A 24,557-nucleotide genomic window follows, 5' to 3' on the forward strand; every position below is an offset into this window, starting at 1 on the left:
CGGGCCGCTGCTCAGGCGTTGGCATCCCAGGCGACTGGGGCTTGTTCGAGGAACTGGCGCAGCTCGGCCAGCAGGGTGCTGCTGGCGTGGCTGCTGGGCCGGCTGGCGACAAACCTCAGGGCCGGCATGATTTCCTGCACGCCGTCGTAGTGCCATTGCCCCGGGGTGCGTTCGGCTTCCTGCAGGGCCCGGGCGAAGATCGCCAGGTCGCGCCGGGGCCGGGCAATGCCGCTGATGCGCTCGACCCAGCTCTCGTAGCGCTGGCGAATCTCCACCCGCCCCTGACGGACCATGGCCAGCACCCCGCAACGGCTGCGGTTGTGCACCGCCACCGGCGACAGGCCGCAATATTCGCCCAAACCGTCCCAGCCCTGCTCGGGCAGGACAAACACCGCCAGATCAATGCCCGGGTACTCCTCGATCACCGTGCCCGGATCGGCCAGCAGCGCCTCGCTGCGTTGCAGCGCGAGCATGGCCGGAGCGTACAGGGGCGCATAGCGCCGGGTGTTGTCGAGTACATCGGCCATCTGCGGCAGCAGCGCGGCGAAGCGTGTCAGCAATTGCCGGTCGTTGCTGGCCTGTGGGTCGACGCGCACCCGGGCCGCCAGGGCATGCAGGGCAAAGGCGCAGTGCAGGGCCTGGGCCGAAGTGCCCCGGGAGAAATCACCGAGGCGGGCAATGTCGATCAGCAACTGGCGGTGCCCCAGGGCATGCTCCGGCGCCAGGAAGGCATACACCGAGGCCAGCCCGTCGAGGTCGAAATGATCGCTGGTGATCACCTGCGCCCGGTCCACCGTCAACCCCTGCTGGAGAAAGCCCAGGGCACTGGTGGTGGAGAGATTGGCCTTGTGCTCGACAGGCGTCTTGTTCGCCGGCCAATGGGACAGGGTCAACAAGGTCGCCGGGGTATCGATGGAATCCAGGGAGATGTTCTCGCGGTGTGTGCTCTGGCCAAGGGGCAGGAAGCCATAGCGGCTTTGCCGGCCCAGGCGCAGGGCTGGCAAATCCAGCTCCAGGGGCGGGGCCGGCGTTGCCACCGGCCCTGGGGGCGCCGCCGGCGCAGGCGCGGTTGCACGGGTCAATTCGCCCTGCCCGCCCAGGCGATAGCCGAGCTGGCAGATATTCTCCCGGCGCAGGTCCCAGGGGTTGCCGTTGCGCACCGCGCAGCCGGGCCCGCCGACAACGCTGAGCAAGTCAGTGAAGCGGTTGTCGGCAATGCCGATCACCCTTCCTCCCAACTGCCTGAGCTGCAGGTGGTGCAAGTGCGGGGCCAGCCCCGGATCGAGGATCAAGGCCGGTTGCGGCGCATCAGTGGCAAGGCTGTTCATCGTGGTTTCCTTACAGGTCAATGACGCCAGGCGCACGCCCGACAGGGTTCAGGCTTGGGCCAGGTGCGGTGAACCGTTGCGCCGTACCTGGCGCACCGAGACAAACAGCAGCGCCGACAGCCCGGCGTACAGGCCGAACAGCCAGGCCGCAGCCTGGGCCGCGCCAGCAGTCCCGCCCGTGGAGGTCAGGCCTGCCAGGTTGACGATCATTCCCGCCAGCGCCGCCCCCAGGGCAGTGGCCACCAGTTGCACCGTGGTAATCGAGGCGCCGGCCAGTTCCTTCTGATCCTGCGGGGCCTGTTCCAGAACCCGGGACAGCAGGTGCGGCCAGGCCAGGCCGATACCGACGCCCACCAGCAGCATGGCCAGGCACACCGCCCCCAGGCTCAGGGCCGGGGTGGCGGTGGCAGGCATGAACAGGCAGGCCAGGAGCAGCCCGGCCACCACCAGGAACGGTCCGATGGCAATCGCCCGGGCCGCGCCCCGCGGGCCAAGGCCTGAGCTGAAGATCGCCCCCAGGGTCCAGCCGGCGGCCATCAGTGCGGCGATATAACCTGCCAGCAACGGCGTCTGCTGATGCAGCACCTGCAGAAACAACGGTACGAAGACCTCGCTGGTCATGCCCACCACCAGCAGGGCCATGGAAATGTACAGCGCCAGCAAGGCACTCCCGGCCTTCAGGCTATTGCGCGGCAACAAGCGTGCGCCGTCGCGGTTCTCCAGAGCGAATACCGGCACCAGCAGAACCAGCCCGGCTCCCAGCCCCAGGGCGTTGTACAGCGGCGATGGGGTGATGCTGCCGATGGAAATGGCCAGTACCACGGCGGTCAGCAACAGCAGTTGCAGGGCGGGAATCGGGCTACGGGGCGCGCTTTCCCGACTCTTGCCCGGCAACAGTGCAACAGCCAGCAGCATGAACAGCAAGGTGCAGGGCAGCAGCACCCAGAACGCCGCGCGCCAGGCCCCATGTTCGGCGAAAATTCCGCCGACCGCCGGGCCGATCAGGGTCGCTGCGCCCCACATGGCGGAAATCAACGCCATCGCCCGGGGCCACAGCGGCTCGTCGAACACCAGGCGGATCATGGCGTAGGGCAACGCGAACAGCAGGCCGCCCCCCAGCCCCTGGACGCTGCGCCCGAGGATCAGCCCGCCCATGTCCGCCGCCAGGGCGCACAGGCTGCAACCGAGCATGAACACCAGGCCCGCCAGGCCGTACGCGGCTTTGGGCCCCAGGAGCGCCAGGGCCCGGGTGGAGAGCACCGAGCCGATGATCGAGGCCACCACGAACAAGGTGGTGTTCCAGGCGTAGTAGTCCAGGCCGCCAATGTCCTTGACCACCGAGGGCAACAGGGTGGTTACCAGGTAGACGTTGATTGCATGCAGGGCCACGCCACCAGCCAGGGCCGCAGAACGCAGCCCGTTCTTGCCCAGTAACAGTGCCGACCATCCGCTTGTCGATGCCATGCCGTTCTCCATGTGTGTTGTTCGCTGTTGGGCGAATGTAATACACAAGCAAATACTTTGATAATTGTTTTTTCCAGCCGTTCCGGCAATTCCCCCCAGCAGCAGGCAATGGATCGACAAGCTGCGAGCCCCTGCGCCCGAGCCTGTTATGCTTGCGTGGTTGCCGGCGTCATGGACGCTCCTGATACCCCACCTGTGCATTGGTTAATGGCCCAGATGTCTTCGATTTCCCCCTCCACCGATAAGAAAAGCCCCGGGGCTACCGCCGAGCGGATCCTGTTTCTGCTGAAAACCCGCGGCCCGTTGAAAACCGCCGATCTGGCGCCGCTGCTCAAGGTGTCCCAGGAAGCCGCGCGCCAGCAATTGCAGAAGCTGGTGGACAGCGAACTGATCGTCGGCCAACTGATGCCGGCCCAGGGCGCCGGGCGGCCCTCACAGAAATGGGTGCTCACCGAGCTGGCCCAGGCGCGCTTTCCCGACACCCACGCCAACCTGACCCTGCAGTTGATCGATTCGATCCGCGCGGTGTATGGCGCCGACGGCGTGGAGCGCATCGTCAGCGATATGGAGCGGGCCAACAGCGCCGAGTACCTCAGCGTCTGCGCGCCGTTGCCGACCCTGGAGCAGCGGGTCCGGGCCCTGGCGCAGATCCGTGAAGTGGCCGGCTACATGGCCAGTGTCGAAGCCGACGGCGATGCCTGGCTGCTGATCGAGAGCCATTGCCCGATCTGCGTCGCGGCCCAGCAGTGCCAGGGCTTCTGCCGTTCCGAGTTGCAAGTGTTCCAGGCCGCCATCGGCGAGTTGGGCCAGGTACAGCGCGTGGAACACCTGATTACCGGCGATCGACGCTGCGTCTATCGCATCCGTGCCACCCCAGTGAGTTGATGCCCGTGCCCCTGCCAGTCCTGTCCCGCCTGCTCAAACAGGGCGCGCTGATCCTCGGCGTCGCCACCCTGACCCTGCTGGCCTGGCGGGCTTATGACAGCGAGCGCGGCCCGGCGCTGCAGCCCTGGCACCTGAAGGTGCCCCATGAACTGAGCGTGGAGCAGTTGGACCACGCCGACTGGGGCGCCTGGCTGCAGGCCGAGGACCGGGTATTCACCGAGGTCCGGCAGCAGGTCAGCGAGCGGCTGGACCCCGGGCAGGTACCGCCCTTCAACCGCTACCGCCAGGACAGCCGGGCCTACCCGCCACGCTTTGCCACGAACTGGAACCGTTCCTACCTGTTGCGCCCGGCGGGTACGCCCCGGGGCGTGGTGGTGCTGCTGCACGGCCTGACCGATTCGCCCTACAGCCTGCGGCATGTCGCCCAGCGCTACGTCGAGCACGGCTACCTGGCCATCGGCTTGCGCCTGCCCGGCCATGGCACGGTGCCGGCGGGGCTGACCGATGCCCAGTGGCAGGACTGGCTGGCCGCCACCCGCCTGGCCCTGCGTACCGCCCGGGCCGAAGTGCCGGCGCCGGCTCCGCTGCACCTGGTGGGCTACTCCAACGGCGCCGCACTGGCAGTCAAGTACACCCTGGATGCCTTGAGCGACCCGCAGTTGCCCCAGGCCCAGCGCCTGGTACTGATTTCCCCGATGATCGGCGTCGCCTCGTCCGCCCGTTTTGCCGGGCTGGCCGCCTTGCCTGCGGTGTTCCCGGCCTTCAGCAAGGCGGCGTGGCTCAACCTGCGGCCCGAATACAACCCGTTCAAGTACAACTCGTTTCCAGCCAATGCCGCGCGCCAGTCCTGGCTGCTGACCGACACCCTGCAAAAGCAGCTGCTGGCCCTGGTGGGCGATCCACGACTGGCCCGGTTGCCACCGATCCTCAGCTTCCAGTCGTTGACCGATGCCACCGTCAGCACCCCGGCCCTGGTCAGTGGGCTGTACCGGCAACTGCCGGCCAACGGCAGTGAACTGGTGATCTTCGACCTCAACCGCGAGCGCGATTTCGAAGGGCTGCTGGACCCGGCCAGCGTCACCTCCCTGGCCAGCCTGCTACCGCCCGCGCCACGCAACTACACCACCCGCATCCTCAGCAACGAAGGCACGGGCAGCGCGGCACTGGAAGAAGTGAGCACCCCCGCCCTGAGCCCGGACAGCAGCCGGCGGCCCCTTGGCCTGGCCTACCCGCCGGGGGTGTTTTCCCTGTCCCATGTGGCATTGCCCTTCCCCGTCGATGACGGCCTGTACGGCACCCAGCCCAGCCCCGATGAGGATTTTGGCGTGCACCTGGGCACCATTGCCGCCCGTGGCGAACGGGGTGTGCTGGTGGTGCCCATGGATGAGCTGATGCGCCTGAGCGCGAACCCGTTCTACCCCTACCTGATCCAGCGCATCGAGGCGCAGATAGATAAAGCAACAGTTCATTGATTGATCCCGTGAATGCCCGAGTGGTAGTTTCGCCGCCCCCTACCCTCCTTGATTTCCGAGGGGGCGCAACTGCCGCCATGGCAGGGAAAGCCCATGATCTACATGCTTCAATTTCCGGCCCTGGGCCTGCCAACGCCCAAGCACCGCACCCTGAAAGCCGCCGCTGTGGCCCTGCTGATGCTGGGCGCGGCCGCCAGTGCCCAGGCCGACCAGCAACAGGACTTCTGGTACGTACAGACCAGCGTGTACACCAACCACTGGAGCAACGACCCCGACCACAACAACCACCAGGACCTGATCGGCCTGGAGCGCAACTACGCCGACGGTGAACTGTGGGGCGTGAGCACCTTTCGCAACTCCTTCTCCCAGCGTTCCTACTACGCCTATGTCGGCAAGGCCTGGGAAAATGCCGACTGGCCGGTTTACGCCAAGCTCAGTGGCGGCCTGATCCAGGGCTACAAGGGCGACTACAAGGACAAGATCCCGCTGAACCACTTTGGCGTGGCGCCGGTGCTGATCCCGGCCATCGGCACCCATTACGGCCCGGTGGGCGCAGAGCTGGTGGTGCTGGGGGCCGCGGCGGTGATGGTCAACGTCGGCTACCGCCTCTGAGCACCCGGCCCTCGCACAATCGTACAAGACGCCTCTGCACTCCCCTTCCTAGACTCCCCGCTGAATGACCACCGCGCCGCGGTGGCCCGGCGTTGCCATCGTTGCCAGTCCCGGCACACTTGGAAAGGGATCTTCCAATGCACGGTTTTCAACCCTGGAACCCGCAGTTCTATATCAACCCGCTGTACCTGCCGGCTTCCGGCGATGCCCCGCACCAGGTGTTCAACCCGGACACCCGCGAGCCCATCGGGCTCAACCCCAGTTGTACCAAGGACGATGTGCACACCGCGGTGGCGGCGGCCAACGTTGCCCACACCCTGTGGCGCCTGCTGGATACGGATCAGCGTCAGGCGCTGTTGCTGCAACTGGCGGACAGCATGGCCGCCGACAGCGAACTGAACCGGCAGATCATCCGGCAGATGACTCGGGAACTGGCGCTTTGCGTGGCCGAAGCCCGGGCCGAGCTGGATCACTGCGCAGCCGTGTTCCGCTATTACGGGGCACTGGCCGACAGCGATGTCCCGGCCCCGAGCCCGAGCGGTGCAGCGCAGTGCCGGCTACGGTACGAGCCCTATGGCGTCAGCGTGCATATCCTGCCGTTCACCCTGGGCATTGCCCTGCTGGGGCGCACGTTGGCCGCGGCCCTGGCGGCCGGTAACAGTTGCCTGGTCAAGCCGGCGCAGAACGCCAGCCTGTCCACCCTGGCCTTCATGCAGCACTTCGCTGGCCTGCCGGCGGGGCTGGTCTCGTGCATTCCCGGGGACGCCGCCACCGGGCAATGGCTGCTGCAGTCCAGCGGCACCCATGCCGTAGCCTTCACCGGCAGTGTCGGCGCTGCCAGCGCGGTGGCGGTGACCTGCGCCGAACTGCTCAAGCCCTGTGCGATCGAGAGCACCGGCCGCGGCGCGATGATCGTTGCCCAGGACGCCGACGTCGCGCTCGCCGCCGCCTACGGAGCTCGCGCCGCCTTCAGCCGCGGTGGCCAGAGTTGCCTGTCGATCCAGCATTTTTTCGTCGAGGCGCAGGTTCATGACCAGTTCGTCCGGCACTTCATCGAGCACACCCGCCACCCGGGCCACGACTCCAGCAGCGCTGTGCGGCCGCTGATCAGCCAGGCCGCACGGCACAAAGTCCGGCGGCTGGTGCGTGACGCCCTGGCCAAGGGCGCCGCACTGCTGGCCGGAGAACAGGCACTCGAAAACCCGCTGCCCGGCAGCCTGCAACCGCCGGTGATCCTCACCGAGATCGACGACGACATGGTCATCACCCAGGAAGAGTGCCTGGGCCCGGTGGCGGTCATCCGACGGGTGAGTGACCTTGGCGCAGCCGCGCAACTGGCCAACGATTGCCCGGCAAGCTTTGAGGTGACCCTGTTCAGTAAAGATCCGGCGCACGCGGTGCAGCTGGCCCAACGCTTACTGAGCGCCCGGGTGCGGATCAACCCGCCGCCCGTGCCGAACCACCCCGACAGCGAGCACCACTGGACCCTGTCGCAATTGGCCGGCGACCTGTCTCCCAGGGCCCTGGATGCTTTCCGGCGGCCCAAGCGCCTATTGCTCGGTGCTGCAGCGGCCCCGGCCACGCAGCAGGCGCCGGTGCAAGCCTTTGCCGCAGGGCTGCCCGAGTGATGAGCCAAAGGTTGGAAGAGCACGCGGCGACGGTGCTCCTAGGCTTATTGTTGGTCTTCGCAGCCCAGGCCCTCGCGCTGGCTTTTTTCATCCGCCAGGCTCTTGCCGGTGCGGGCCATCACCCGCCGCTGCAAGGCTCGCAGCTCGGCGCCATCAAGGCGCTTGCAGCTGTTGATTTCCCAGGTATCGCCCGTGTTCAGGCTGACCGAGAACAGGCCCCAGTACTCGGTGGCCCCGGCCTTGGGATCGTTGTAGCCGAGGCTGAAGTCGTAGTACCCGGGATGGGGCGGCTTGCCGTTTTCGTCCTGCAGGTCGCCGTCGATGAACACCCCGGGGCGCTGCAACTGATAGTCCTGGTGCTTGAGGGCCACCCGCAGGACCTGCTCCGCCTGTTCGCGGGTCAGGCCGCTGTCCTTGATCCGCGCCGGCTGCAGGCTATCGGTGGCGCAGGCCACCAGTGTGGTGCAGGCCAGGGACAGGCCAAGCACCCAGGAAGGGCTCTTTAGTTTCAGCACGCCATGCGCCCTCTGACCGCGATGATGATGTCCGCCAGGTAGCGGGCGAAGCCATCCCGGCCGCCGGTCTTGGCGTTGCCGGTGTTGTAGCCGCTGCGTACCAGCGCCTGGGCGAATGCCATGGGGTCACGCTGGCCACGTACTGCCGTGCCAAAGCTCGAAGCAAAGGACTGGGCGGACTTCTGGAAGGAGTCGAACTTGGCCACCTTGATGCTGGCGTTGCCCAGGGGCGCCTCGGCGCCGATCTGCAGGGGGGCCGGTGCGTGCATGGAAAAGTAGTTGTTCAGTTCCCGGGCAATGCGCCCGGTGCCGTACTGGCTTTCCTGGGCGGCCAGGCCCAGCAGGTTTTCCACCGGCAGGTCCAGCTGGTCGGCAATCGGCTGGCACACCGCCTTGTACTTGCTGACAAAGGTCACGGCACTGATGTTGTTGCAGAGTCTGGCGCTCACGTTTGTTCCCTCGGTTGACCGGTCAATTCCATTTACTGCGGTTTTCGCCGCGTGATTATAAAGCAACCCGGGGCCCACGCTGTCGAGTGCGTCACAGCCTCAAGGCAGACGCGTGACCGGCTACCGCGAGAACCTCCGGGCATCACGGGAATTCACCATAAATTTGACGATTTTTTCTTGTTTGCCGCTCTACATTGCGCGCAGTTTTCATTTGCAAATGATTCCTATTGTTCGGGCTGCCCGACGGCTCGATTCTTCCGGCTTGATGCATCCAAAAACCACCGCAGGAGCTGCCTTCTCCATGACCCCACGTATCCCCTCACGCTTGAAAGCCGGCCTGCTGGTCGGTGCCTTGCTGACTGCCGGCCATGCCTATGCGGCCGATGCCGACGGCCTGCTGGTGTACAACGCCCAGCACGAAGGCCTGACCAAGGCCTGGGTCGAAGGCTTCACCCGGGACACCGGGATCAAGGTCACCCTGCGTAACGGTGATGACAGCGAAATGGGCAACCAGCTGGTGCAGGAAGGCCAGGCTTCGCCGGCGGACGTGTTCCTCACCGAGAACTCACCGGCCATGGCCCTGGTGGACAACGCCGGGCTATTCGCCAAAGTGGCTCCGACCACCCTGGAGCAAGTGGCCGCTGCCTATCGTCCAACCCATGGCAACTGGGTGGGCATCGCCGCGCGCTCCACGGTGTTCGTCTACAACCCCGCCAAGCTGCAGCAGGCCGACCTGCCCAAGTCCCTGCTCGACCTGGCGAACCCAGCCTGGAAAGGCCGCTGGGCCGCGTCCCCTGCCGGAGCCGACTTCCAGGCCATTGTCAGCGCGGTGCTGGAACTCAAGGGCGAAGCCGCCACCCTGGAATGGCTCAAGGGGATGAAGAGCAATGCCAGCCTCTACCGGGGCAACAGCGCGGTGCTCAAGGCGGTCAACGCCGGTCAGGTGGACAGTGGTGTGATCTATCACTACTACAGCTTCGTCGACCAGGCCAAGACGGGGGAAAACAGCAAGAACACCGCCCTGCACTACTTCAAGCACCAGGATCCAGGGGCGTTTGTCAGCCTTTCCGGCGGTGCGGTTCTGGCTTCCAGCAAGCACCAGGAGCAGGCCCAGGCTTTCCTCAAGTGGATCACCAGCGCCAAGGGCCAGGCAGTGCTCGGCAGCGGCAAGTCGTTCGAATACGCGGTCGGCCTGGGCGCGCAGTCCAATCCCAAGCTGGTTCCCCTGGCCGAGCTGGACGCGCCCAAGGTTGACGCCGCCAGGCTCAACAGCAAGAAAGCCGTGGACCTGATGACCCAGGCCGGCCTCCTGTAAACCCATGGCCGACGACCTCTCACGCTTGCCCGCCGGGGATACGACCCGGGTCGCTGCCGCGACCCACACTGGCTTTCGCCGCCACGGGCCGGGACGGCGGGCCGCCCCCTGGCTGTTGGGCGCGGCGCTGCTGGTGTCGCTGGGGGCGCTGCTGCCCCTGGGATTTGTCGTCGGCATCTCGATCCAGACCGGTTGGGCGACCATCGCCGAGCTGGTGCTGCGCCCGCGAGTCGCGCAGCTGCTGGGCAATACCCTGTTGCTGCTGGTGCTGACCCTGCCGCTGTGCGTGCTGCTGGGGATTGCGCTGGCCTGGCTGACCGAACGCAGCGACCTGCCCGGGCGGCGCATCTGGTCGCTGCTGGCCGTGGCGCCCCTGGCCGTGCCGGCGTTCGTCCACAGCTATGCCTGGGTCAGCCTGGCGCCCGCGCTGCACGGCTTGCCGGCGGCGGTGCTGGTGTCGGTGATTGCTTACTTCCCCTTTGTCTACCTGCCGGCGGCGGCCACCCTGCGCCGGCTGGATCCGGCCCTGGAAGACGTGGCCGAGGCCCTGGGGCTCGAACCCTGGGCCCTGTTCCTGCGGGTGGTACTGCCACAGTTGCGCCTGGCCGTGGGCGGCGGTGCCTTGCTAGTGGGCCTGCATTTGCTGGCCGAGTACGGCCTGTACGCAATGATCCGCTTCGACACCTTCACCACCGCCATCTACGACCAGTTCCAATCCACCTACAACGGCCCGGCGGCGAACATGCTGGCGGGCATCCTGGTGCTGTGCTGCCTGGTGCTGCTGGGGGTGGAGTCCGCCAGCCGTGGCCAGGCGCGCTATGCCCGGGTCGGCTCGGGCAGCCCGCGGCCCCAGCGCATCCAGGCCTTGCGCCGCGTGGCCCGGGCCGCCGGGCTGTTGCTGGCGGCGCTGACCAGTGCTCTGGCCCTGGGCGTGCCCCTGCTGACCCTGGGCAACTGGCTGCTGGCCGGCGGCCTTGAGGTCTGGCAGGTGCCGGAGCTGCTGCCCAGCCTGCGCCAGACCCTGATGCTGGCCAGCCTGGGGGCGCTGTTGACCACCTGTGCGGCGATCCCCGTGGCCTGGCTGTCGATCCGTGCCCCGGGGCGCCTGCTGCGGCTACTGGAAAGCTGCAACTACCTCACCAGTTCCCTGCCCGGCATCGTGGTGGCCCTGGCCCTGGTGACGGTCACGGTGAAATTCGCCAGGCCGATCTACCAGACCAGCTTCACCGTGCTCCTGGCCTACCTGCTGATGTTCCTGCCCCGGGCCCTGGTCAGCCTGCGGGCGGGTATCGCCCAGGCACCGGTGGAGCTGGAAAACATCGCCCGCAGCCTGGGCCGCTCGCCGCTCCAGGCGCTGTGGCGGGTCACCCTGCGCCTGGCGGCACCGGGAGCGGCAGCCGGCGCGGCGCTGGTATTCCTGGCCATCAGCAATGAACTGACCGCGACCCTGCTGCTGGCGCCCAACGGCACCCGCACCCTGGCCACCGGCTTCTGGGCCAGGACCAGCGAGATCGACTACGTCGCCGCGGCGCCCTATGCCCTGATCATGATCCTGCTGTCCCTGCCGTTGACCGGCCTCCTCTACCATCAATCCAGACGTACGGCGGGCCGATGAACGCTCTCGAACTCCACGCAGTGCACAAATCCTTCGGCGGCGTGCCGGCGGTGCAGGACATCAGCCTCAGCATGCCCGCCGGCAGCCGCACGGCTATCGTCGGCCCTTCGGGCTCGGGCAAGACCACCTTGCTGCGAATGATCGCCGGCTTCGAGTTTCCCGATCGCGGGCGCATCAGCCTCAATGGCCAGGTGCTGGCGGACGCTCAGGGCGCGGTGCCGGCCCATCAGCGCCTGATCGGCTATGTACCCCAGGATGGCGCGCTGTTTCCGCACCTCAACGTGGCGGCTAATATCGGCTTCGGCCTGACGGGCAAGAATCCGCAGAGGCAGCAGCGCATTGCCGAGCTGCTGGACATGGTGGCTCTGGATAGCAGCCTGGCCGCCCGTTGGCCCCACGAGCTTTCCGGCGGCCAGCAGCAGCGGGTTGCCCTGGCCCGGGCCCTGGCGCAGCGCCCGCGGCTGATGCTCCTGGACGAACCCTTTTCCGCCCTCGATACCGGCCTGCGGGCCTCGATGCGCAAGGCCGTGGCACGGCTCCTGGCTGAGGCCGGGGTGACCACCATTCTGGTCACCCATGACCAGGCCGAGGCCTTGTCCTTTGCCGACCAGTTGGCGGTGATGCGCCAGGGCCGGCTGGTGCAGGCCGGTGCGCCGCTGGAGCTGTACCAGCACCCGCGGGATGCCCAGACTGCGCTGTTTCTCGGCGAGGCGGTGCTGCTGCCGGCGCAGCTGGACCAGGGGCTGGCCCAATGTGACCTGGGGCAGGTGCCGATCCGCGAGCGCTCGCTCAAGGGCCCGGCGCGGATCATGCTGCGCCCCGAGCAACTGCAGGTGCTGGCGGACGACGGCGATGGCGCCGGCAGTTGCCCGGGAGTGGTCAGGGACTGCGACTTTGCCGGCAACACCTGCACCCTGAGCATCGGCGTGGCCGGTGCCGGGGGCCATGAACAACTGGTGCCGGTCCGCAGTTCCGGCCTGCATGCGCTACCGGTCGGCAGCCGGGTGCGCATCCGCACCCTGGGGCATGCCCATGTGCTGGGGGCGGCCCCCGGTGCTTGAGTGAAGGATGCTGCCCTTGATCATGGTCACGCGCGGCAATCGCTCCGATACTTCAGCCATGCCGCTGTACAGCGTGGCTACCGGCTCCACCTTGAACAAGGAATGAACCATGACTGATTCTGCCAGCCAAGCAGAGGAATACCTGATGATGCAGGCCGCGCACTGGTGCATACGCCTGCGCGAGGCCGATTGCAGCCTGGCCGAGCGCCGGGCATTCGAGGACTGGCTGCAGAGCGACCCGAGCCATGCCTTCGAGTACGCGAAGATGCTGGAAGCCTGGGACCTCACCGGGCAGTTGTCGCCCACCCTGCCCTCGCTCTGACCCTGCCACGGCCTACAGATCGAAGCGGTCGATGGCCCGGCGCCGCTCGTTGTCATCGCGCAGGTCATAGCTGGCGGTGGTCTGGATGTTGCTGTGGTGAGCCAGTTTCTGCGCCAGCGACAGGTCGTGTTCCTCGATCACCCGGGTGATGAACGAGCGCCGGAAATCATGGGGCATGATCCGCACGCCCACCTCGGCCCCGCGTTGCCGGGCAATGTAGTAGATGGCGTGCTTGGTGATGCGCTCGCGAGTGATGTGCCCGCCCCGGCGGATGCGGTTGAACAGGAACGGGTCGTCTACCAGGCCCGCGGGCAGATGCCGGCGGCGCAGCTCCAGCCAGGCCTGCAGCTTGTCGAAAGCCCAGGTGGGTGCGTACTTGATCAACTGACGATTGCCCTTGGCCAGCACCTGCAGACTGCGCTCGCTGAAATCCACCTGGGCCAGGTCCAGGTTGACCGACTCGGACTTGCGCATGCCCGAGCCATAGAGCAGCGCAATCAGCGCTGCATCGCGCACGCCCTGGGGGCGCGGGTCGGAAGCGCACACGGCCATCAGTTCATGGATCAGGCCGCGCTTGAGGTTGCGCCCGCGGGCCAGGCGCGTGCCGCTGATGGCCTTGACCGAACGCATCTTCAGCAGGTGGTCCTGGCTGATCAGGCTGGCCCGCCACGCCTCGTTCATCACCCCACGCAGGGCGTTGACGTACAGCGATGAGGTATTGGGCGCATAGCCGTCCTCGCGCAAGGTGGCCACCAGGGCCGTGACATGCTCGGGTTGCAGCAGGTGCCAGGGGATTTCTTCCAGGTTCTGTTCGGCGTAGCCCAGGCGGTCGGCGGCGTCCTGCAGCACATAACGCAGGGTCGACTGGCTGGAGGGGGCCAGGCGCTTCAGGTACAGGCTCAAGGGGTTGGGCGCGTCAAGGCCGGCGGCGCGGTCATGGCCCGGCGGGTTCATGGATGCTCCGCTGGGCAAGGTTGTACCGGGTAGCACCTTGGCGAGGTGAAAAAAATACTCCCGGTGGCCCCTTCAATACCCATTGAAAACTGGTTACAAAAGCCGCCAGGCCTGCGCACTTCGATAACTTTGGAAACAAACTGAACACTAGCTGTCTGGCTCGCAGAAAAACGGACTTTTACCTTATTTTTCATATTCGTTTCACAATTTTCGGCTTAATCTCAGCCCCCGACAGACAACCGTCCGAGTGCAGTTTGTTCTCAGGTTGTAAAGATAACACCTTGATCCACCTTTACTTTTCACAAACCTAGTCTTTACTGATTCGCTGCATGGAATGCCCTGTTGGCTCAATAACTGGATGCGCCTTGATGACTGCAAGACCTCCCCGCTTTCCATGAACTGTCCGTTCACCCGCAGCAACCCGTATTCCAGTAATTCGCATTGTGTAAACCCGAGGTAACCATGAACCAGGCTTTCCTTCCTTTCTCGCGCCCGAGTATTGGCGAAGAAGAGATTGCTGCAGTGGAGCAGGTTCTGCGCTCCGGCTGGATCACCACCGGCCCGAAAAACCAGGAACTGGAACAGCAGTTCGCCGAACGCGTCGGCGCCCGCCACGCCGTGGCACTGTCCTCCGCCACCGGCGCCATGCACATCACCCTGCTGGCCCTGGGCATCGGCCCCGGGGACGAAGTGATCACCCCGTCGCAGACCTGGGTCTCCACCGCCAACATGATCTGCCTGCTGGGCGCCACCCCGGTGTTCGTCGATGTCGACCCCGACACCCTGATGAGCGACGCCGCCACCATCGAAGCCGCCATCACCCCGCGGACCAAGGCGATCATCCCGGTGCACTACGCCGGCGCAGCCTTCGACCTCGACCCGCTCTATGCCCTGGCCGACAAGCACGGCATCGCGGTGATCGAAGACGCCGCCCACGCCGCCGGTACCACCTACCGCGGCCGCGCCATCGGCGCCCGGGGCACGGCGATCTTTTCCTTCCACGCGATCAAGAACATGACGTGCGCCGAAGGCGCGATGTTCGTCAGCGATGACGAAGCCCTGGCCAACCGCGTGCGCATGCTCAAGTTCCACGGCCTGGGAGTGGACGCCTACGACCGCCTGACCCATGGCCGCAAGCCACAGGCCCAGGTCATCGAGCCCGGCTTCAAGTACAACCTGGCGGACATGAACGCGGCCATTGCCCTGGTGCAACTGCAACGCCTGGACGAGATCAACGCCAAGCGTGAAGTGCTGGCCAAGGCCTACCTGCAGCGCCTGGAAGGCTTGCCGGTACAGCCCCTGCTCCTGCCCCAGTACCCGCAGCAGCATGCCTGGCACCTGTTCATCCTGCGCATCGACGCCGAACGCTGCGGCCTGGACCGCGAAGCCTTCATGAAAGGCCTGCAGGAACAGAACATCGGCACCGGTATCCACTTCATTGCGACGCACCTGCATACCTATTACCGACAGCGCTTCCCTGAAGTGCAGCTGCCCCATACCGAATGGAATTCGGCGCGGCTATGCTCGATTCCACTGTTTCCGGACATGACCCTCGACGATGTCGAGCGGGTGACCGGTGCCATTGCAAACCTTTTGGACTGAAGCCTTTGAAACCTTATCCGATTCAGTTCGTGTCGATCGTGATCCCGGTCTACAACGAAGAACAGAGCCTCCCCGAGCTGTTGCGGCGTACCGAAGCGGCCTGCCGCCAGCTCAAGCACGAGTTTGAAATCGTCCTGGTGGACGACGGCAGCCGCGACGAGTCGGCGAACATCCTGCAAGCTGCCGCCGAGCGCGAAGACAGCCCGGTAGTGGCGGTGATCCTCAACCGCAACTACGGCCAGCATGCGGCGATCATGGCCGGCTTCGAGCAGTGCCGTGGCGATGTGGTGATCACCCTCGACGCCGACCTGCAGAACCCGCCCGAGGAAATCCCGCGCCTGGTGGCTCAGGCCGAACTGGGCTACGACGTGGTCGGCACCGTGCGCAACAACCGGCAGGACTCGGCGTTCCGCCGCTGGCCCTCGAAGCTGATCAACCTGGCCGTGCAGCGTTCCACCGGTGTGGCCATGAGCGACTACGGCTGCATGCTGCGGGCCTATCGCCGCACCATCATCGACGCGATGCTGGCCTGCACCGAGCGCAGCACCTTTATCCCGATCCTGGCCAACAGCTTTGCCCGGCACACCACCGAGGTGCTGGTGGAGCACGCCGAGCGCGAGCACGGCGACTCCAAGTACAGCCCGATGCGCCTGATCAACCTGATGTTCGACTTGATCACCTGCATGACCACCACGCCCCTGCGGCTGTTGAGCATCATCGGTTTCGGCATGGCCGGCCTCGGCGCGCTGTTTGCCCTGATGCTGATCGTGCTGCGCCTGATCTTCGGCGCCACCTGGGCCGGCGACGGCACCTTCGTGCTGTTCGCGGTGCTGTTCGTGTTCACCGGTGGCCAGTTCATCGGCATGGGTCTTTTGGGTGAATACCTGGGACGCATGTACAGCGACGTGCGGGCCCGCCCGCGTTTCTTCATCGAAAAAGTCTTGCGCAGCCAGCCTGCGGCCCCGGCCCCTGCTGTGACTGTCGACGGTTTAACTTCCACTCATACTGATCAGGTTTCGCCATGAGCAATAAAGCTGTTGTCTTCGCCTACCACGATATTGGCTGTGCTGGCATCGAAGCCCTGCTCAACGCAGGTTACGAGATCGCCGCCGTGTTCACCCACGCCGATGACCCCAAGGAAAACACCTTCTACGGCTCGGTGGCCCAGCTCTGCGCCCGCAAGGGCATTGCCGTGCATGCCCCGGAAGATGCCAACCACCCGCTGTGGATCGAGCGCATCGCCAAGCTCAACCCCGACTACCTGTTCTCCTTCTATTACCGCAACCTGCTGAGCGAGCCGCTGCTGGCCACTGCCAGCAAGGGCGCGTTCAACCTGCACGGCTCGCTGCTGCCGCGCTACCGTGGCCGCGCACCGGCCAACTGGGTGCTGGTCAAGGGCGAAACCGAAACCGGCGTGACCCTGCACCGCATGGTCAAGCGTGCCGATGCCGGCGCCATCATTGCCCAGGAGCGTGTGGCCATCGAGCGCAGCGACACCGCGCTGAGCCTGCACCACAAACTGCGTGACGCCGCCGCCAGCCTGCTGCGCGACACCCTGCCGGCACTGGCCCAGGGCAAGATCACCGAAACCGCCCAGGACGAGTCCAAGGCCAGCTACTTCGGTCGTCGCACCGCGGCGGACGGCAAGATCGACTGGCAGCGTCCGGCCGAAGAGCTGTTCAACCTGGTGCGCGCCGTGACTCAACCCTACCCGGGCGCCTTCTGCGCCGTGGGCGAGCACAAGCTGATCGTCTGGAGCGCCGAAGTCGCCAAGGGCAACGAAGGCCAGGCCCCGGGCCGGGTCATCAGCGTCGACCCGCTGCGCATTGCCTGTGGCCAGGACTCCCTGGTGATCACCTCCGGCCAGCGCAACGCCAACGGCCTGTTCCTGGGTGGCCCGCAACTGGCCAACGAACTGGGCCTGGTGGACGGTTCCCTGCTGCGCGGCGCCGAGTCGGGGCGCAAGCCACGTCGCACCCGCGTACTGATCCTGGGCGTCAACGGCTTTATCGGTAACCACCTGTCCGAGCGCCTGTTGCGTGACGACAAGTACGACGTCTATGGCCTGGACATCGGCTCCGACGCCATCGAGCGCCTGCGCAGCCATCCGAACTTCCACTTCGTCGAAGGCGATATCAGCATTCACTCCGAGTGGATCGAATATCACATCAAGAAGTGCGACGTGGTCCTGCCACTGGTGGCCATCGCCACCCCGATCGAGTACACCCGCAACCCGCTGCGCGTGTTCGAGCTGGACTTCGAAGAGAACCTCAAGCTGGTTCGCTACTGCGTCAAGTACAACAAGCGCGTGATCTTCCCGTCGACTTCGGAAGTCTATGGCATGTGCCAGGACAAGAACTTCGACGAAGACACCTCCAACCTGATCGTCGGCCCGATCAACAAGCAGCGCTGGATCTACTCGGTCTCCAAGCAGCTGCTGGACCGGGTGATCTGGGCCTACGGCGCCAAGGGCCTGAACTTCACCCTGTTCCGTCCCTTCAACTGGATGGGCCCGCGCCTGGACCGCCTGGACTCGGCACGCATCGGCAGCTCCCGGGCCATCACCCAGTTGATCCTCAACCTGGTGGAAGGCACCCCGATCCGTCTGTTCGACGGTGGCGAGCAGAAGCGCTGCTTCACCGACATCGCCGACGGCATCGAAGCCCTGGCACGCATCGTCGACAACGAAAACGACTGCTGCAACGGCCAGATCATCAACATCGGCAACCCGGACAACGAAGCCAGCATCCGTCAGCTGGGCGAAGAGCTGCTGCGCCAGTTCGAAGCTCACCCGCTGCGCGGCAACTTCCCGCCGTTCGCCGGTTTCCGCGATGTGGAGAGCAAGGCGTTCTACGGTGCCGGCTACCAGGACGTGGAACACCGCAAGCCAAGCATCGACAACGCCAAGCGCCTGCTGAACTGGGAGCCGACCGTGGAAATGAGCGAAACCATCGGCAATACCCTGGACTTCTTCCTGCGTGAAGCGATGCTGGAAATCGCCGACCGCGCCAAGCAAGAAGCACGCTGATGCAGGCAGGTCTGCGCATTGATGTCGATACCTACCGCGGCACCCGGGAGGGGGTGCCACGGCTGCTCGAATCGCTGGATGAAGCCGGGGTCAAGGCCACCTTCTTCTTCAGCGTCGGGCCGGACAACATGGGGCGCCACCTGTGGCGCCTGATCCGTCCGCAGTTCCTCTGGAAAATGCTGCGGTCCAATGCCGCGGGCCTGTACGGCTGGGACATCCTCCTGGCCGGCACGGCCTGGCCGGGTAAACCCATTGGCCGGGACCTGGGGCACTTGATGCGCCAGACCCTGGCCGCCGGTCATGAAGTCGGCCTGCACGCCTGGGATCACCACGGCTGGCAGGCCAATACCGGGCGCTGGAGCCAGGCACAGCTGGTCGAACAGATCCGCCGTGGCGTCGACAGCCTCAACGATATTCTCGGGCAAGCGGTGAGCTGCTCGGCGTCCGCCGGTTGGCGCGCCGACGAACGCGTCATCGAAGCCAAACAGCAATTCGGCTTTCGCTACAACAGCGACTGCCGCGGCCAGAGCCTGTTCCTGCCACGCCTGGCGGACGGCAGCCTGGGCGCACCACAGATTCCGGTGGACCTGCCGACCTTCGACGAAGTGGTCGGGCCGGTGGTGGCCGCCAAGGATTTCAACAGTTACATCCTCGACCGGTTCAGCCCGGACAAACTCAACGTCTATACCGTGCATGCAGAAGTAGAAGGGATTCTCATGGCCAACGATTTTCGCCAGCTGCTGGCCAGCGCCAGGCAGCGCGACATCCACTTCCAACCCCTGGGCGACATGCTCCCGGCGGATCTGGCCAGCCTGCCCGCGGGCAAGGTGGTGCGCGGTGCGCTGGAAGGCCGTGAAGGCTGGCTGGGAGTGCAAGGCGCATGACCAGACGTTGGGCTCTGCCGCTGCTGCTGATCGCGTTCGGCCTGTTCTACCTGCTGCCCCTGGCCACCCACGGCCTGTGGATTCCCGATGAAACCCGCTACGCGCAGATCAGCCAGGAAATGCTCCTGACCGGCAAATGGGCGTCGCCGCACTTCATGGGCATCCGCTATTTTGAGAAACCGGTGGCCGGCTACTGGATGATCGCCATCGGCCAGGCGCTGTTTGGCGACAACCTGTTCGGCGTGCGCGTGGCCTCGGCCCTGAGCACCGGCCTGAGCGTGGTCCTGGCCTACCTGCTGGCCCGGCGCCTGTGGAACGATCCGCGCAAGAGCCTGGCCAGCGCCCTGCTCTACATGAGCTTTACCGTGGTCGCGCTGCAGGCCGGCTACGCCAACCTCGATCCGCAATTCACCTTCTGGGTCAACCTGAGCCTGGTGGCGCTGTGGTTCACCTTCGACTGCCGGACAACCCGCGGCCAGGTGCTGGCCTGGGTGGCGCTGGGCCTGGCCTGCGGCATGGGCTTCATGACCAAGGGCTTTCTGGCCTGGCTGCTGCCGGTGCTGGTGGCCCTGCCCTACGCCATCTGGCAGAAGCGCCTGCGCTCGCTGCTGATCTATGGCGGCATCGGTGTGCTGGTGGCCATTCTCATCAGCCTGCCCTGGGCCCTGGCGGCGCACTCCCAGGAACCGGACTACTGGCGTTTCTTCTTCTGGCACGAGCACATCCGCCGTTTTGCCGGTGATGATGCCCAGCACGCCTCGCCCTGGTGGTACTACCTGCCGTTGCTGGTGGGGTTCAGCGTGCCCTGGGTGCTGCTGCTGCCGGCCGGCCTGAAGCAGGCCTGGCAACAGCGGCGCCAGAACAGCAGCGGCTTCCTGCTGCTGTGGCTGGTGCTGCCCCTGGCCTTCTTCAGCCTGAGCAAGGGCAAGCTGCCGGCCTATATCCTGCCGTGCCTGTTGCCCCTGGCGCTGTTGATGGGCAACACCCTGGTGGACCGCCTGGCTGCCGGCAAGACCCGGCTGCTGGCATTCAACGGCGTGCTCAACCTGGTGGCCGGCCTGCTGGGGCTGCTGGCCCTGGTGTACTTCCAGATGAAAAAGCCGGTGTATGTGGACGAGCCGCAGCACCTGGTGCTGGTGTATGTGTTGCTGCTGGGCTGGATCCTCAGCAACCTGCTGCAAGCCATGCGCCCCCTGACCCTGTGGGCGGCGCCGGCCCTGGGCAGCTTCCTGCTGGTGGCCCTGGCCCCGGCAGCGCTGCCCAACTCGGTGGTCTACAACAAGATCCCCGACCAGTTCATCATCGATCACGTGGCCGAGCTGGGCCAGGCCAAGGCCCTGCTGAGCAACGACCTGGGAGCTGCTTCCGCCCTGGCCTGGCGCCTGCGGCGCCCTGACGTGACCCTGTACAACACCGAAGGCGAAGTGAAATACGGCCTGGGCTACGAAGACACTGCCGCGCGCAAGGTCGACCTCAATCAGGTCCAGCCGTGGATCGCCGAGGCCCGCAAGCAGGGCTCGATCGGCGTGGTGATGCGGGTCAAGAGCAGCGACGAGGAACATGAAGTCGAGCTGCTGCCCAAGGATGCCAAGCGCTATGAGCAAGGCAATATCGTGATCTTCATCATTCCCCAGAGCCAGCCATGAGCCTGCTGCTTTTGTTGCTGGCCTGCGGGCTGACCTGCCTGGGCCAGGTGGCGCAGAAGTTCGCCGTGGAAAGCTGGCGCGGCCAGCCTTCCAGCGCCCTGCAGAAACTGCGCTCGGGCTGGCTGTGGCTGGCTCTGTTCAGCCTCGGCCTGGGCCTGCTGGTGTGGCTCCTGGTGCTGCAACGCATGGAGGTGGGCGTGGCCTACCCGATGCTCAGCCTGAACTTCGTCTTCATCACCCTGATTGCCCACTTCGTATTCCGTGAGCACATCGACCGGCGCCACTGGTTCGGCGTGGCCCTGGTGATCGGCGGCGTGCTGCTGTTGAGTCGCCACGCATGAGCCGGGTCAAGGGATTTGCCTTCGCCCTGGGCAGCGTGGCCCTGGTCAGCGGCGCCCAGTTGGGCATGCGCTGGAGCATGACCCGCCTGCCCGCCCCGGATCAGTGGTTGCCGGCGTTGAGTGCCGGCAGCGTCGACCTGGCCGCCCTGGCGGTGGTGGCCGCGGCCATCGCTGCCTATGCGCTGTCGATGCTCTGTTGGCTGCTGGCCTTGCGCGACCTGCCGCTGGGCCGGGCCTATTCGCTGCTCAGCATCAGCTACGCCCTGGTCTACCTGCTGGCCGCCAGCCTGCCGTTGTTCAACGAACCCTTCACGCTTTCCAAAACCCTCGGGGTGGCCCTGGTCATCCTCGGGGTCATCACCATCAACTCTCGATCTGCACCCGCGACAAGTCCCAGGAATACCCCATGAAAATCAGTGTATTTGGAAGTGGTTACGTCGGCCTCGTACAGGCTGCCGTGTTGGCTGAAGTCGGCCACGATGTCATCTGCATGGACATCGACGAGCAAAAGGTCAAACAGCTGCAACAGGGACACGTGAGCATCTTCGAGCCGGGGCTGGCCAGCCTGGTCAAGGAAAACCTCGAAGCCAAGCGCCTGCACTTCACCCACGATGAAAAACTCGCGGTGCAGCATGGCCAGGTGCTGTTCATCGCCGTGGGCACGCCCTCCAGCGAAGACGGTTCGGCGGACCTGCGCTACGTGCTGTCAGTGGGCGACGCGGTGGCCCGCCACCGTGAGCAGCCGGTAATCCTGGTGGAAAAATCCACCGTACCGGTGGGCACGGGCGACACCTTAAAGGCCCACATCGAGAAGGTCCTGGATGGCCGTGCGCTGCAATTCGATATCGTCTCTAACCCGGAATTCCTCAAGGAAGGCTCGGCGGTCACCGACTGCCGCCGGCCGGACCGGATCATCATCGGCTGCGAGCGCGAAGAAGTGCGCGATGTGATGCGCGACCTGTACGCACCGTTCAACCGCAACCATGACCGCATCATGTTCATGGACCTGCGCAGCGCCGAGCTGACCAAGTACGCCGCCAACTGCATGCTGGCGACCAAGATCAGCTTCATCAACCAGATCGCCGAGCTGGCCGAACACCTGGGCGCCGACATCGAATCGGTGCGCCTGGGGATCGGCGCCGACACCCGCATCGGCTACCACTTCATCTATCCGGGCTGCGGCTACGGCGGTTCGTGCTTCCCCAAGGACATGCGCGCGCTGATTCACAGCGCCCAGGAAGCCCATTGCTCCAGCGACCTTTTGCAAGCGGTGGAAGCCATCAACGAGCGGCAGAAGCACAAGCTGTTCGAACGCATCAAGGCGTTCTACAAGGGCGACCTCAAAGGCAAGACCTTTGCCTTGTGGGGCCTGGCGTTCAAGCCCAACACCGACGACATGCGCGACGCCCCGAGCCGGGTGCTGCTCGATGCGCTGTTCGCCGCCGGTGCCCAGGTGCGGGCCTTCGACCCGGAAGCCATGCAGGAAACCCAGCGCCTGTACCCGGACGAGTCGCGCCTGATGCTCATGGGCACCCCGGAATCAGTACTGGTGGGCGCCGACGCCCTGGTCATCTGCACCGAGTGGCAGCAGTTCAAGGCACCGGATTTCGACCTGATCCAGCAGCGTCTCAAGGCGCCGGTGATCTTCGACGGGCGCAACCTGTACGACGCCGAGCGCCTGGCGCGCAACGGCTTCACCTACTTCCCGATTGGCCGCGGTGAATCGCGCAACCTGCCGATCCCCCACCAGCAGTGGTCTGCTGAGGCCTGAATGAACACCAGTCACTCCTCCCCTTCGAACACTCTTCTTTGGCAATCGTTGGGGCTGGGGTTGCTGGCCCTGCTGCTGTTCTGCGCCGGCGCCGACCACCAGTCGGCGATCGGCTTCGATTCGCGCTTCGTGCTGTTTGCCAAGGAAATGCTGCGCCACGCGCCGGGGTTCTTCCCCACCACCTACGGCCAGCCCTACGCCGACTACTCCAGCGCCTCGACCCTGCTGGTCTGGCTGTTCTCCCTGCCAGGGGGGCAAGTCACCAGCCTTACCGCCTGGTTGCCCACGGCCATCGCCTCGGCCTTGATCGTCAGCCTGATCTATCGCCTATTGGCGCCCTATTCCCGCACCTGGGCCCTGCTCAGCGTTGCCCTGCTGTTGCTCAGCAACACCTTTATCAGTGAAACCCGCGCCGTGTCCCTGGACCAGATGCTGGCTGCGGTGTCCCTTGCCGTGTTCTACCTGGGCTACGCCCATGACCATTTCGGTACCCGCCGGCGCCTGGGCTGGATCTTCCTCCTGCTGGTGCTGGGCTTTGCCATTCGCGGGCCCATCGGCCTGGTGATTCCCACCGGCATGCTATGCAGCTACTACCTGCTCAATGGCCAGTGGCGGCGGCTGTTCAGCGTCGGTTTCAGCGCCCTGGCGCTGCTGGTGGCCTGCGTCGGCCTGCTGCTGTGGCTGGCCAAGCTCAGTGGCGGCCAGGCCTTCGTCGACGATGTGATCCGCATGCAGTTCATGGGGCGCATGGACGGCAGCGAAGGCTCCAGCGATGTCTTCTATTACTTCACCAGTTCCCTGGGCAACTACGCCCTGGCCTACCCCCTGGCGATCCTGGCGTGGCTGGCCGTGCTGCTGACCCGCGCCACGGAACAGGGCCCGGGCCTGAAACTGTTGCGCCTGTGCACCGCGGCCGGGTTGATCGTGATGATCGGCCTGTCGATTCCCCAGGCGAAAAAGGCCCGCTACCTGCTGCCGATGCTGCCCATGGCGGCGATCATTGCCGCCTATCCGTTCCAGGCCGGCCGCGGGCGGCTGCTGGCCTGGCTGCGCGGGGCGATCCAGGGCCTGTGGCTGCTGCTGCCGGGGTTGCTGATCATCGGCTTGCTGGTGCTACGGCGCAAATTCCCCGAGCAACTCGACTCGTTGATGCCGATGCTGCTGGTGCTCGGCCTGTTGCAGCTGTTGTCGCTGGGGCTGCTGTTCAAGCGCCAGTGGCGCGCCGTGGGCCTGGCCTACAGCGCAGTGCTGGCAGTCTGGGCCTGCTACATCGGAGTCTTCGAGCCGGTGGAGCACCGTCTCTATGACACGCGCACCTTCAGCCACAGCGCCATGCAACTGATCGAGGCCGACCCGGCACCGGTGGTCCTGCACCGCATGGGCAAGGACGCCAAGGCCATCAAGTTCATGGTCAACCTGGACCGGGATCTGCAACCGCAGTTCACCGAAAGCCCAGACGCCCTGGCTCAGGTAGCCGGCCCGGCCTGGGTCATCCTCGATCAGAGCGACCTGGCCAGCCTGCAGAATACGCCGCTGGCCGACCTGAAGCCGGTGTTGAGCGGGCGTTTCGACAAGAACGACTTCGTCCTCCTGCACCTGCCCGGGCCAACCGCCGCGCAACCCTGAAAGCGTTGCACGGCCCCTGCCCGCTGCCTACACTCGCGC

The 24,557-nt window shown here is 65.6% G+C and carries 22 protein-coding genes; 17 read left to right on the forward strand and 5 right to left on the reverse strand.

The genetic code is table 11. The features are described from left to right. Positions 1 to 11: 11 nt before the first annotated feature. Positions 12 to 1,328, reverse strand: coding sequence for a DUF6687 family protein (locus tag A9971_RS27170; protein WP_183000203.1), 1,317 nt, complete (start codon positions 1,326 to 1,328; stop codon positions 12 to 14). Positions 1,329 to 1,376: 48 nt separating this feature from the next. Then, positions 1,377 to 2,792: an MFS transporter gene (locus A9971_RS27175; protein WP_011061319.1), complete on the reverse strand. Its 1,416-nt coding sequence runs from the start codon at positions 2,790 to 2,792 to the stop codon at positions 1,377 to 1,379. A 108-nt stretch (positions 2,793 to 2,900) separates the two neighbouring features. Here A9971_RS27175 and A9971_RS27180 point away from each other — a divergent pair, with 108 nt between their 5' ends. The 4 genes from A9971_RS27180 (at position 2,901) to A9971_RS27195 (ending at position 7,389) form a co-directional block, all read left to right on the forward strand. Next, complete coding sequence (locus A9971_RS27180) at positions 2,901 to 3,677, forward strand: metalloregulator ArsR/SmtB family transcription factor (protein WP_103290191.1); 777 nt, start codon at positions 2,901 to 2,903, stop codon at positions 3,675 to 3,677. Then, on the forward strand, positions 3,677 to 5,149 hold the full coding sequence (locus A9971_RS27185; protein WP_202945056.1) for a carboxylesterase: 1,473 nt from the start codon (positions 3,677 to 3,679) through the stop codon (positions 5,147 to 5,149). Before A9971_RS27180 ends, A9971_RS27185 begins: the two co-directional genes overlap by 1 nt. Positions 5,150 to 5,326: 177 nt before the next feature. Then, complete coding sequence (locus A9971_RS27190) at positions 5,327 to 5,761, forward strand: hypothetical protein (protein ID WP_041752756.1); 435 nt, start codon at positions 5,327 to 5,329, stop codon at positions 5,759 to 5,761. Positions 5,762 to 5,898: 137 nt separating this feature from the next. Next, positions 5,899 to 7,389 (forward strand): aldehyde dehydrogenase, encoded by a 1,491-nt coding sequence (locus A9971_RS27195; RefSeq protein ID WP_041118221.1) that lies wholly within the window; start codon positions 5,899 to 5,901, stop codon positions 7,387 to 7,389. A gap of 44 nt (positions 7,390 to 7,433) precedes the next feature. On the opposite strand, the gene A9971_RS27200 is transcribed toward A9971_RS27195, so the two are convergent. Together A9971_RS27200 and A9971_RS27205 are read right to left on the reverse strand one after the other, a co-directional pair. Further along, complete coding sequence (locus A9971_RS27200; RefSeq protein ID WP_011061324.1) at positions 7,434 to 7,904, reverse strand: hypothetical protein; 471 nt, start codon at positions 7,902 to 7,904, stop codon at positions 7,434 to 7,436. Continuing rightward, positions 7,898 to 8,353 (reverse strand): glucosaminidase domain-containing protein, encoded by a 456-nt coding sequence (locus A9971_RS27205; protein WP_015635634.1) that lies wholly within the window; start codon positions 8,351 to 8,353, stop codon positions 7,898 to 7,900. Before A9971_RS27205 ends, A9971_RS27200 begins: the two co-directional genes overlap by 7 nt. A 301-nt stretch (positions 8,354 to 8,654) precedes the next feature. Here A9971_RS27205 and A9971_RS27210 point away from each other — a divergent pair, with 301 nt between their 5' ends. The 4 genes from A9971_RS27210 to A9971_RS27225 all read left to right on the forward strand — a co-directional run bounded on the left by A9971_RS27210 (position 8,655) and on the right by A9971_RS27225 (position 12,666). Further along, positions 8,655 to 9,668 (forward strand): iron ABC transporter substrate-binding protein, encoded by a 1,014-nt coding sequence (locus A9971_RS27210; protein WP_015635635.1) that lies wholly within the window; start codon positions 8,655 to 8,657, stop codon positions 9,666 to 9,668. A gap of 4 nt (positions 9,669 to 9,672) precedes the next feature. Further along, positions 9,673 to 11,283, forward strand: coding sequence for an iron ABC transporter permease (locus A9971_RS27215; protein WP_183000204.1), 1,611 nt, complete (start codon positions 9,673 to 9,675; stop codon positions 11,281 to 11,283). After that, entirely contained in the window at positions 11,280 to 12,344 is a 1,065-nt protein-coding gene (locus tag A9971_RS27220; RefSeq protein WP_053158558.1) for an ABC transporter ATP-binding protein, read from the forward strand. The genes A9971_RS27215 and A9971_RS27220 overlap by 4 nt, the downstream gene beginning before the upstream one ends. A gap of 109 nt (positions 12,345 to 12,453) precedes the next feature. Beyond that, on the forward strand, positions 12,454 to 12,666 hold the full coding sequence (locus tag A9971_RS27225; RefSeq protein ID WP_065364077.1) for a DUF4880 domain-containing protein: 213 nt from the start codon (positions 12,454 to 12,456) through the stop codon (positions 12,664 to 12,666). A gap of 12 nt (positions 12,667 to 12,678) precedes the next feature. Here the strand turns inward: A9971_RS27225 and xerC are convergent, their stop codons facing one another. After that, a complete protein-coding gene (gene xerC, locus A9971_RS27230; RefSeq protein ID WP_125063225.1) occupies positions 12,679 to 13,620 on the reverse strand; it encodes a tyrosine recombinase XerC in 942 nt (313 codons plus the stop codon). Positions 13,621 to 14,082: 462 nt separating this feature from the next. On the opposite strand from xerC, the gene arnB reads away from it, so the two are divergent. From arnB to A9971_RS27275, 9 genes are read left to right on the forward strand one after another with little or no spacing between them, the layout of a single operon-like run. Beyond that, complete coding sequence (arnB, locus tag A9971_RS27235) at positions 14,083 to 15,222, forward strand: UDP-4-amino-4-deoxy-L-arabinose aminotransferase (RefSeq protein WP_011061331.1); 1,140 nt, start codon at positions 14,083 to 14,085, stop codon at positions 15,220 to 15,222. 5 nt (positions 15,223 to 15,227) lie between these two features. Next, a complete protein-coding gene (gene arnC / locus A9971_RS27240) occupies positions 15,228 to 16,247 on the forward strand; it encodes an undecaprenyl-phosphate 4-deoxy-4-formamido-L-arabinose transferase (protein WP_011061332.1) in 1,020 nt (339 codons plus the stop codon). Then, positions 16,244 to 18,250: a bifunctional UDP-4-amino-4-deoxy-L-arabinose formyltransferase/UDP-glucuronic acid oxidase ArnA gene (arnA, locus tag A9971_RS27245; protein WP_011061333.1), complete on the forward strand. Its 2,007-nt coding sequence runs from the start codon at positions 16,244 to 16,246 to the stop codon at positions 18,248 to 18,250. Before arnC ends, arnA begins: the two co-directional genes overlap by 4 nt. Continuing rightward, positions 18,250 to 19,134: a 4-deoxy-4-formamido-L-arabinose-phosphoundecaprenol deformylase gene (gene arnD, locus A9971_RS27250; protein ID WP_015635642.1), complete on the forward strand. Its 885-nt coding sequence runs from the start codon at positions 18,250 to 18,252 to the stop codon at positions 19,132 to 19,134. The genes arnA and arnD overlap by 1 nt, the downstream gene beginning before the upstream one ends. Continuing rightward, positions 19,131 to 20,780: a lipid IV(A) 4-amino-4-deoxy-L-arabinosyltransferase gene (gene arnT, locus A9971_RS27255; RefSeq protein ID WP_183000205.1), complete on the forward strand. Its 1,650-nt coding sequence runs from the start codon at positions 19,131 to 19,133 to the stop codon at positions 20,778 to 20,780. The genes arnD and arnT overlap by 4 nt, the downstream gene beginning before the upstream one ends. Then, positions 20,777 to 21,121, forward strand: a complete 345-nt coding sequence (gene arnE / locus A9971_RS27260) for a 4-amino-4-deoxy-L-arabinose-phosphoundecaprenol flippase subunit ArnE (protein ID WP_011061336.1) — start codon at positions 20,777 to 20,779, stop codon at positions 21,119 to 21,121. Before arnT ends, arnE begins: the two co-directional genes overlap by 4 nt. After that, positions 21,118 to 21,531 carry a 4-amino-4-deoxy-L-arabinose-phosphoundecaprenol flippase subunit ArnF gene (arnF, locus tag A9971_RS27265; protein ID WP_053151695.1) on the forward strand — a complete coding sequence of 138 codons (414 nt, stop codon included), beginning with the start codon at positions 21,118 to 21,120 and terminating at the stop codon, positions 21,529 to 21,531. The genes arnE and arnF overlap by 4 nt, the downstream gene beginning before the upstream one ends. Next, entirely contained in the window at positions 21,528 to 22,892 is a 1,365-nt protein-coding gene (locus A9971_RS27270; protein WP_183000206.1) for a UDP-glucose/GDP-mannose dehydrogenase family protein, read from the forward strand. Before arnF ends, A9971_RS27270 begins: the two co-directional genes overlap by 4 nt. Next, positions 22,893 to 24,518 carry a glycosyltransferase family 39 protein gene (locus A9971_RS27275; protein ID WP_183000207.1) on the forward strand — a complete coding sequence of 542 codons (1,626 nt, stop codon included), beginning with the start codon at positions 22,893 to 22,895 and terminating at the stop codon, positions 24,516 to 24,518. It abuts the gene before it with no gap. Positions 24,519 to 24,557: the final 39 nt, after the last annotated feature.

Origin of the sequence: Pseudomonas sp. UME65, assembly GCF_014170225.1 — a bacterium.
Lineage (GTDB): Bacteria > Pseudomonadota > Gammaproteobacteria > Pseudomonadales > Pseudomonadaceae > Aquipseudomonas > Aquipseudomonas protegens.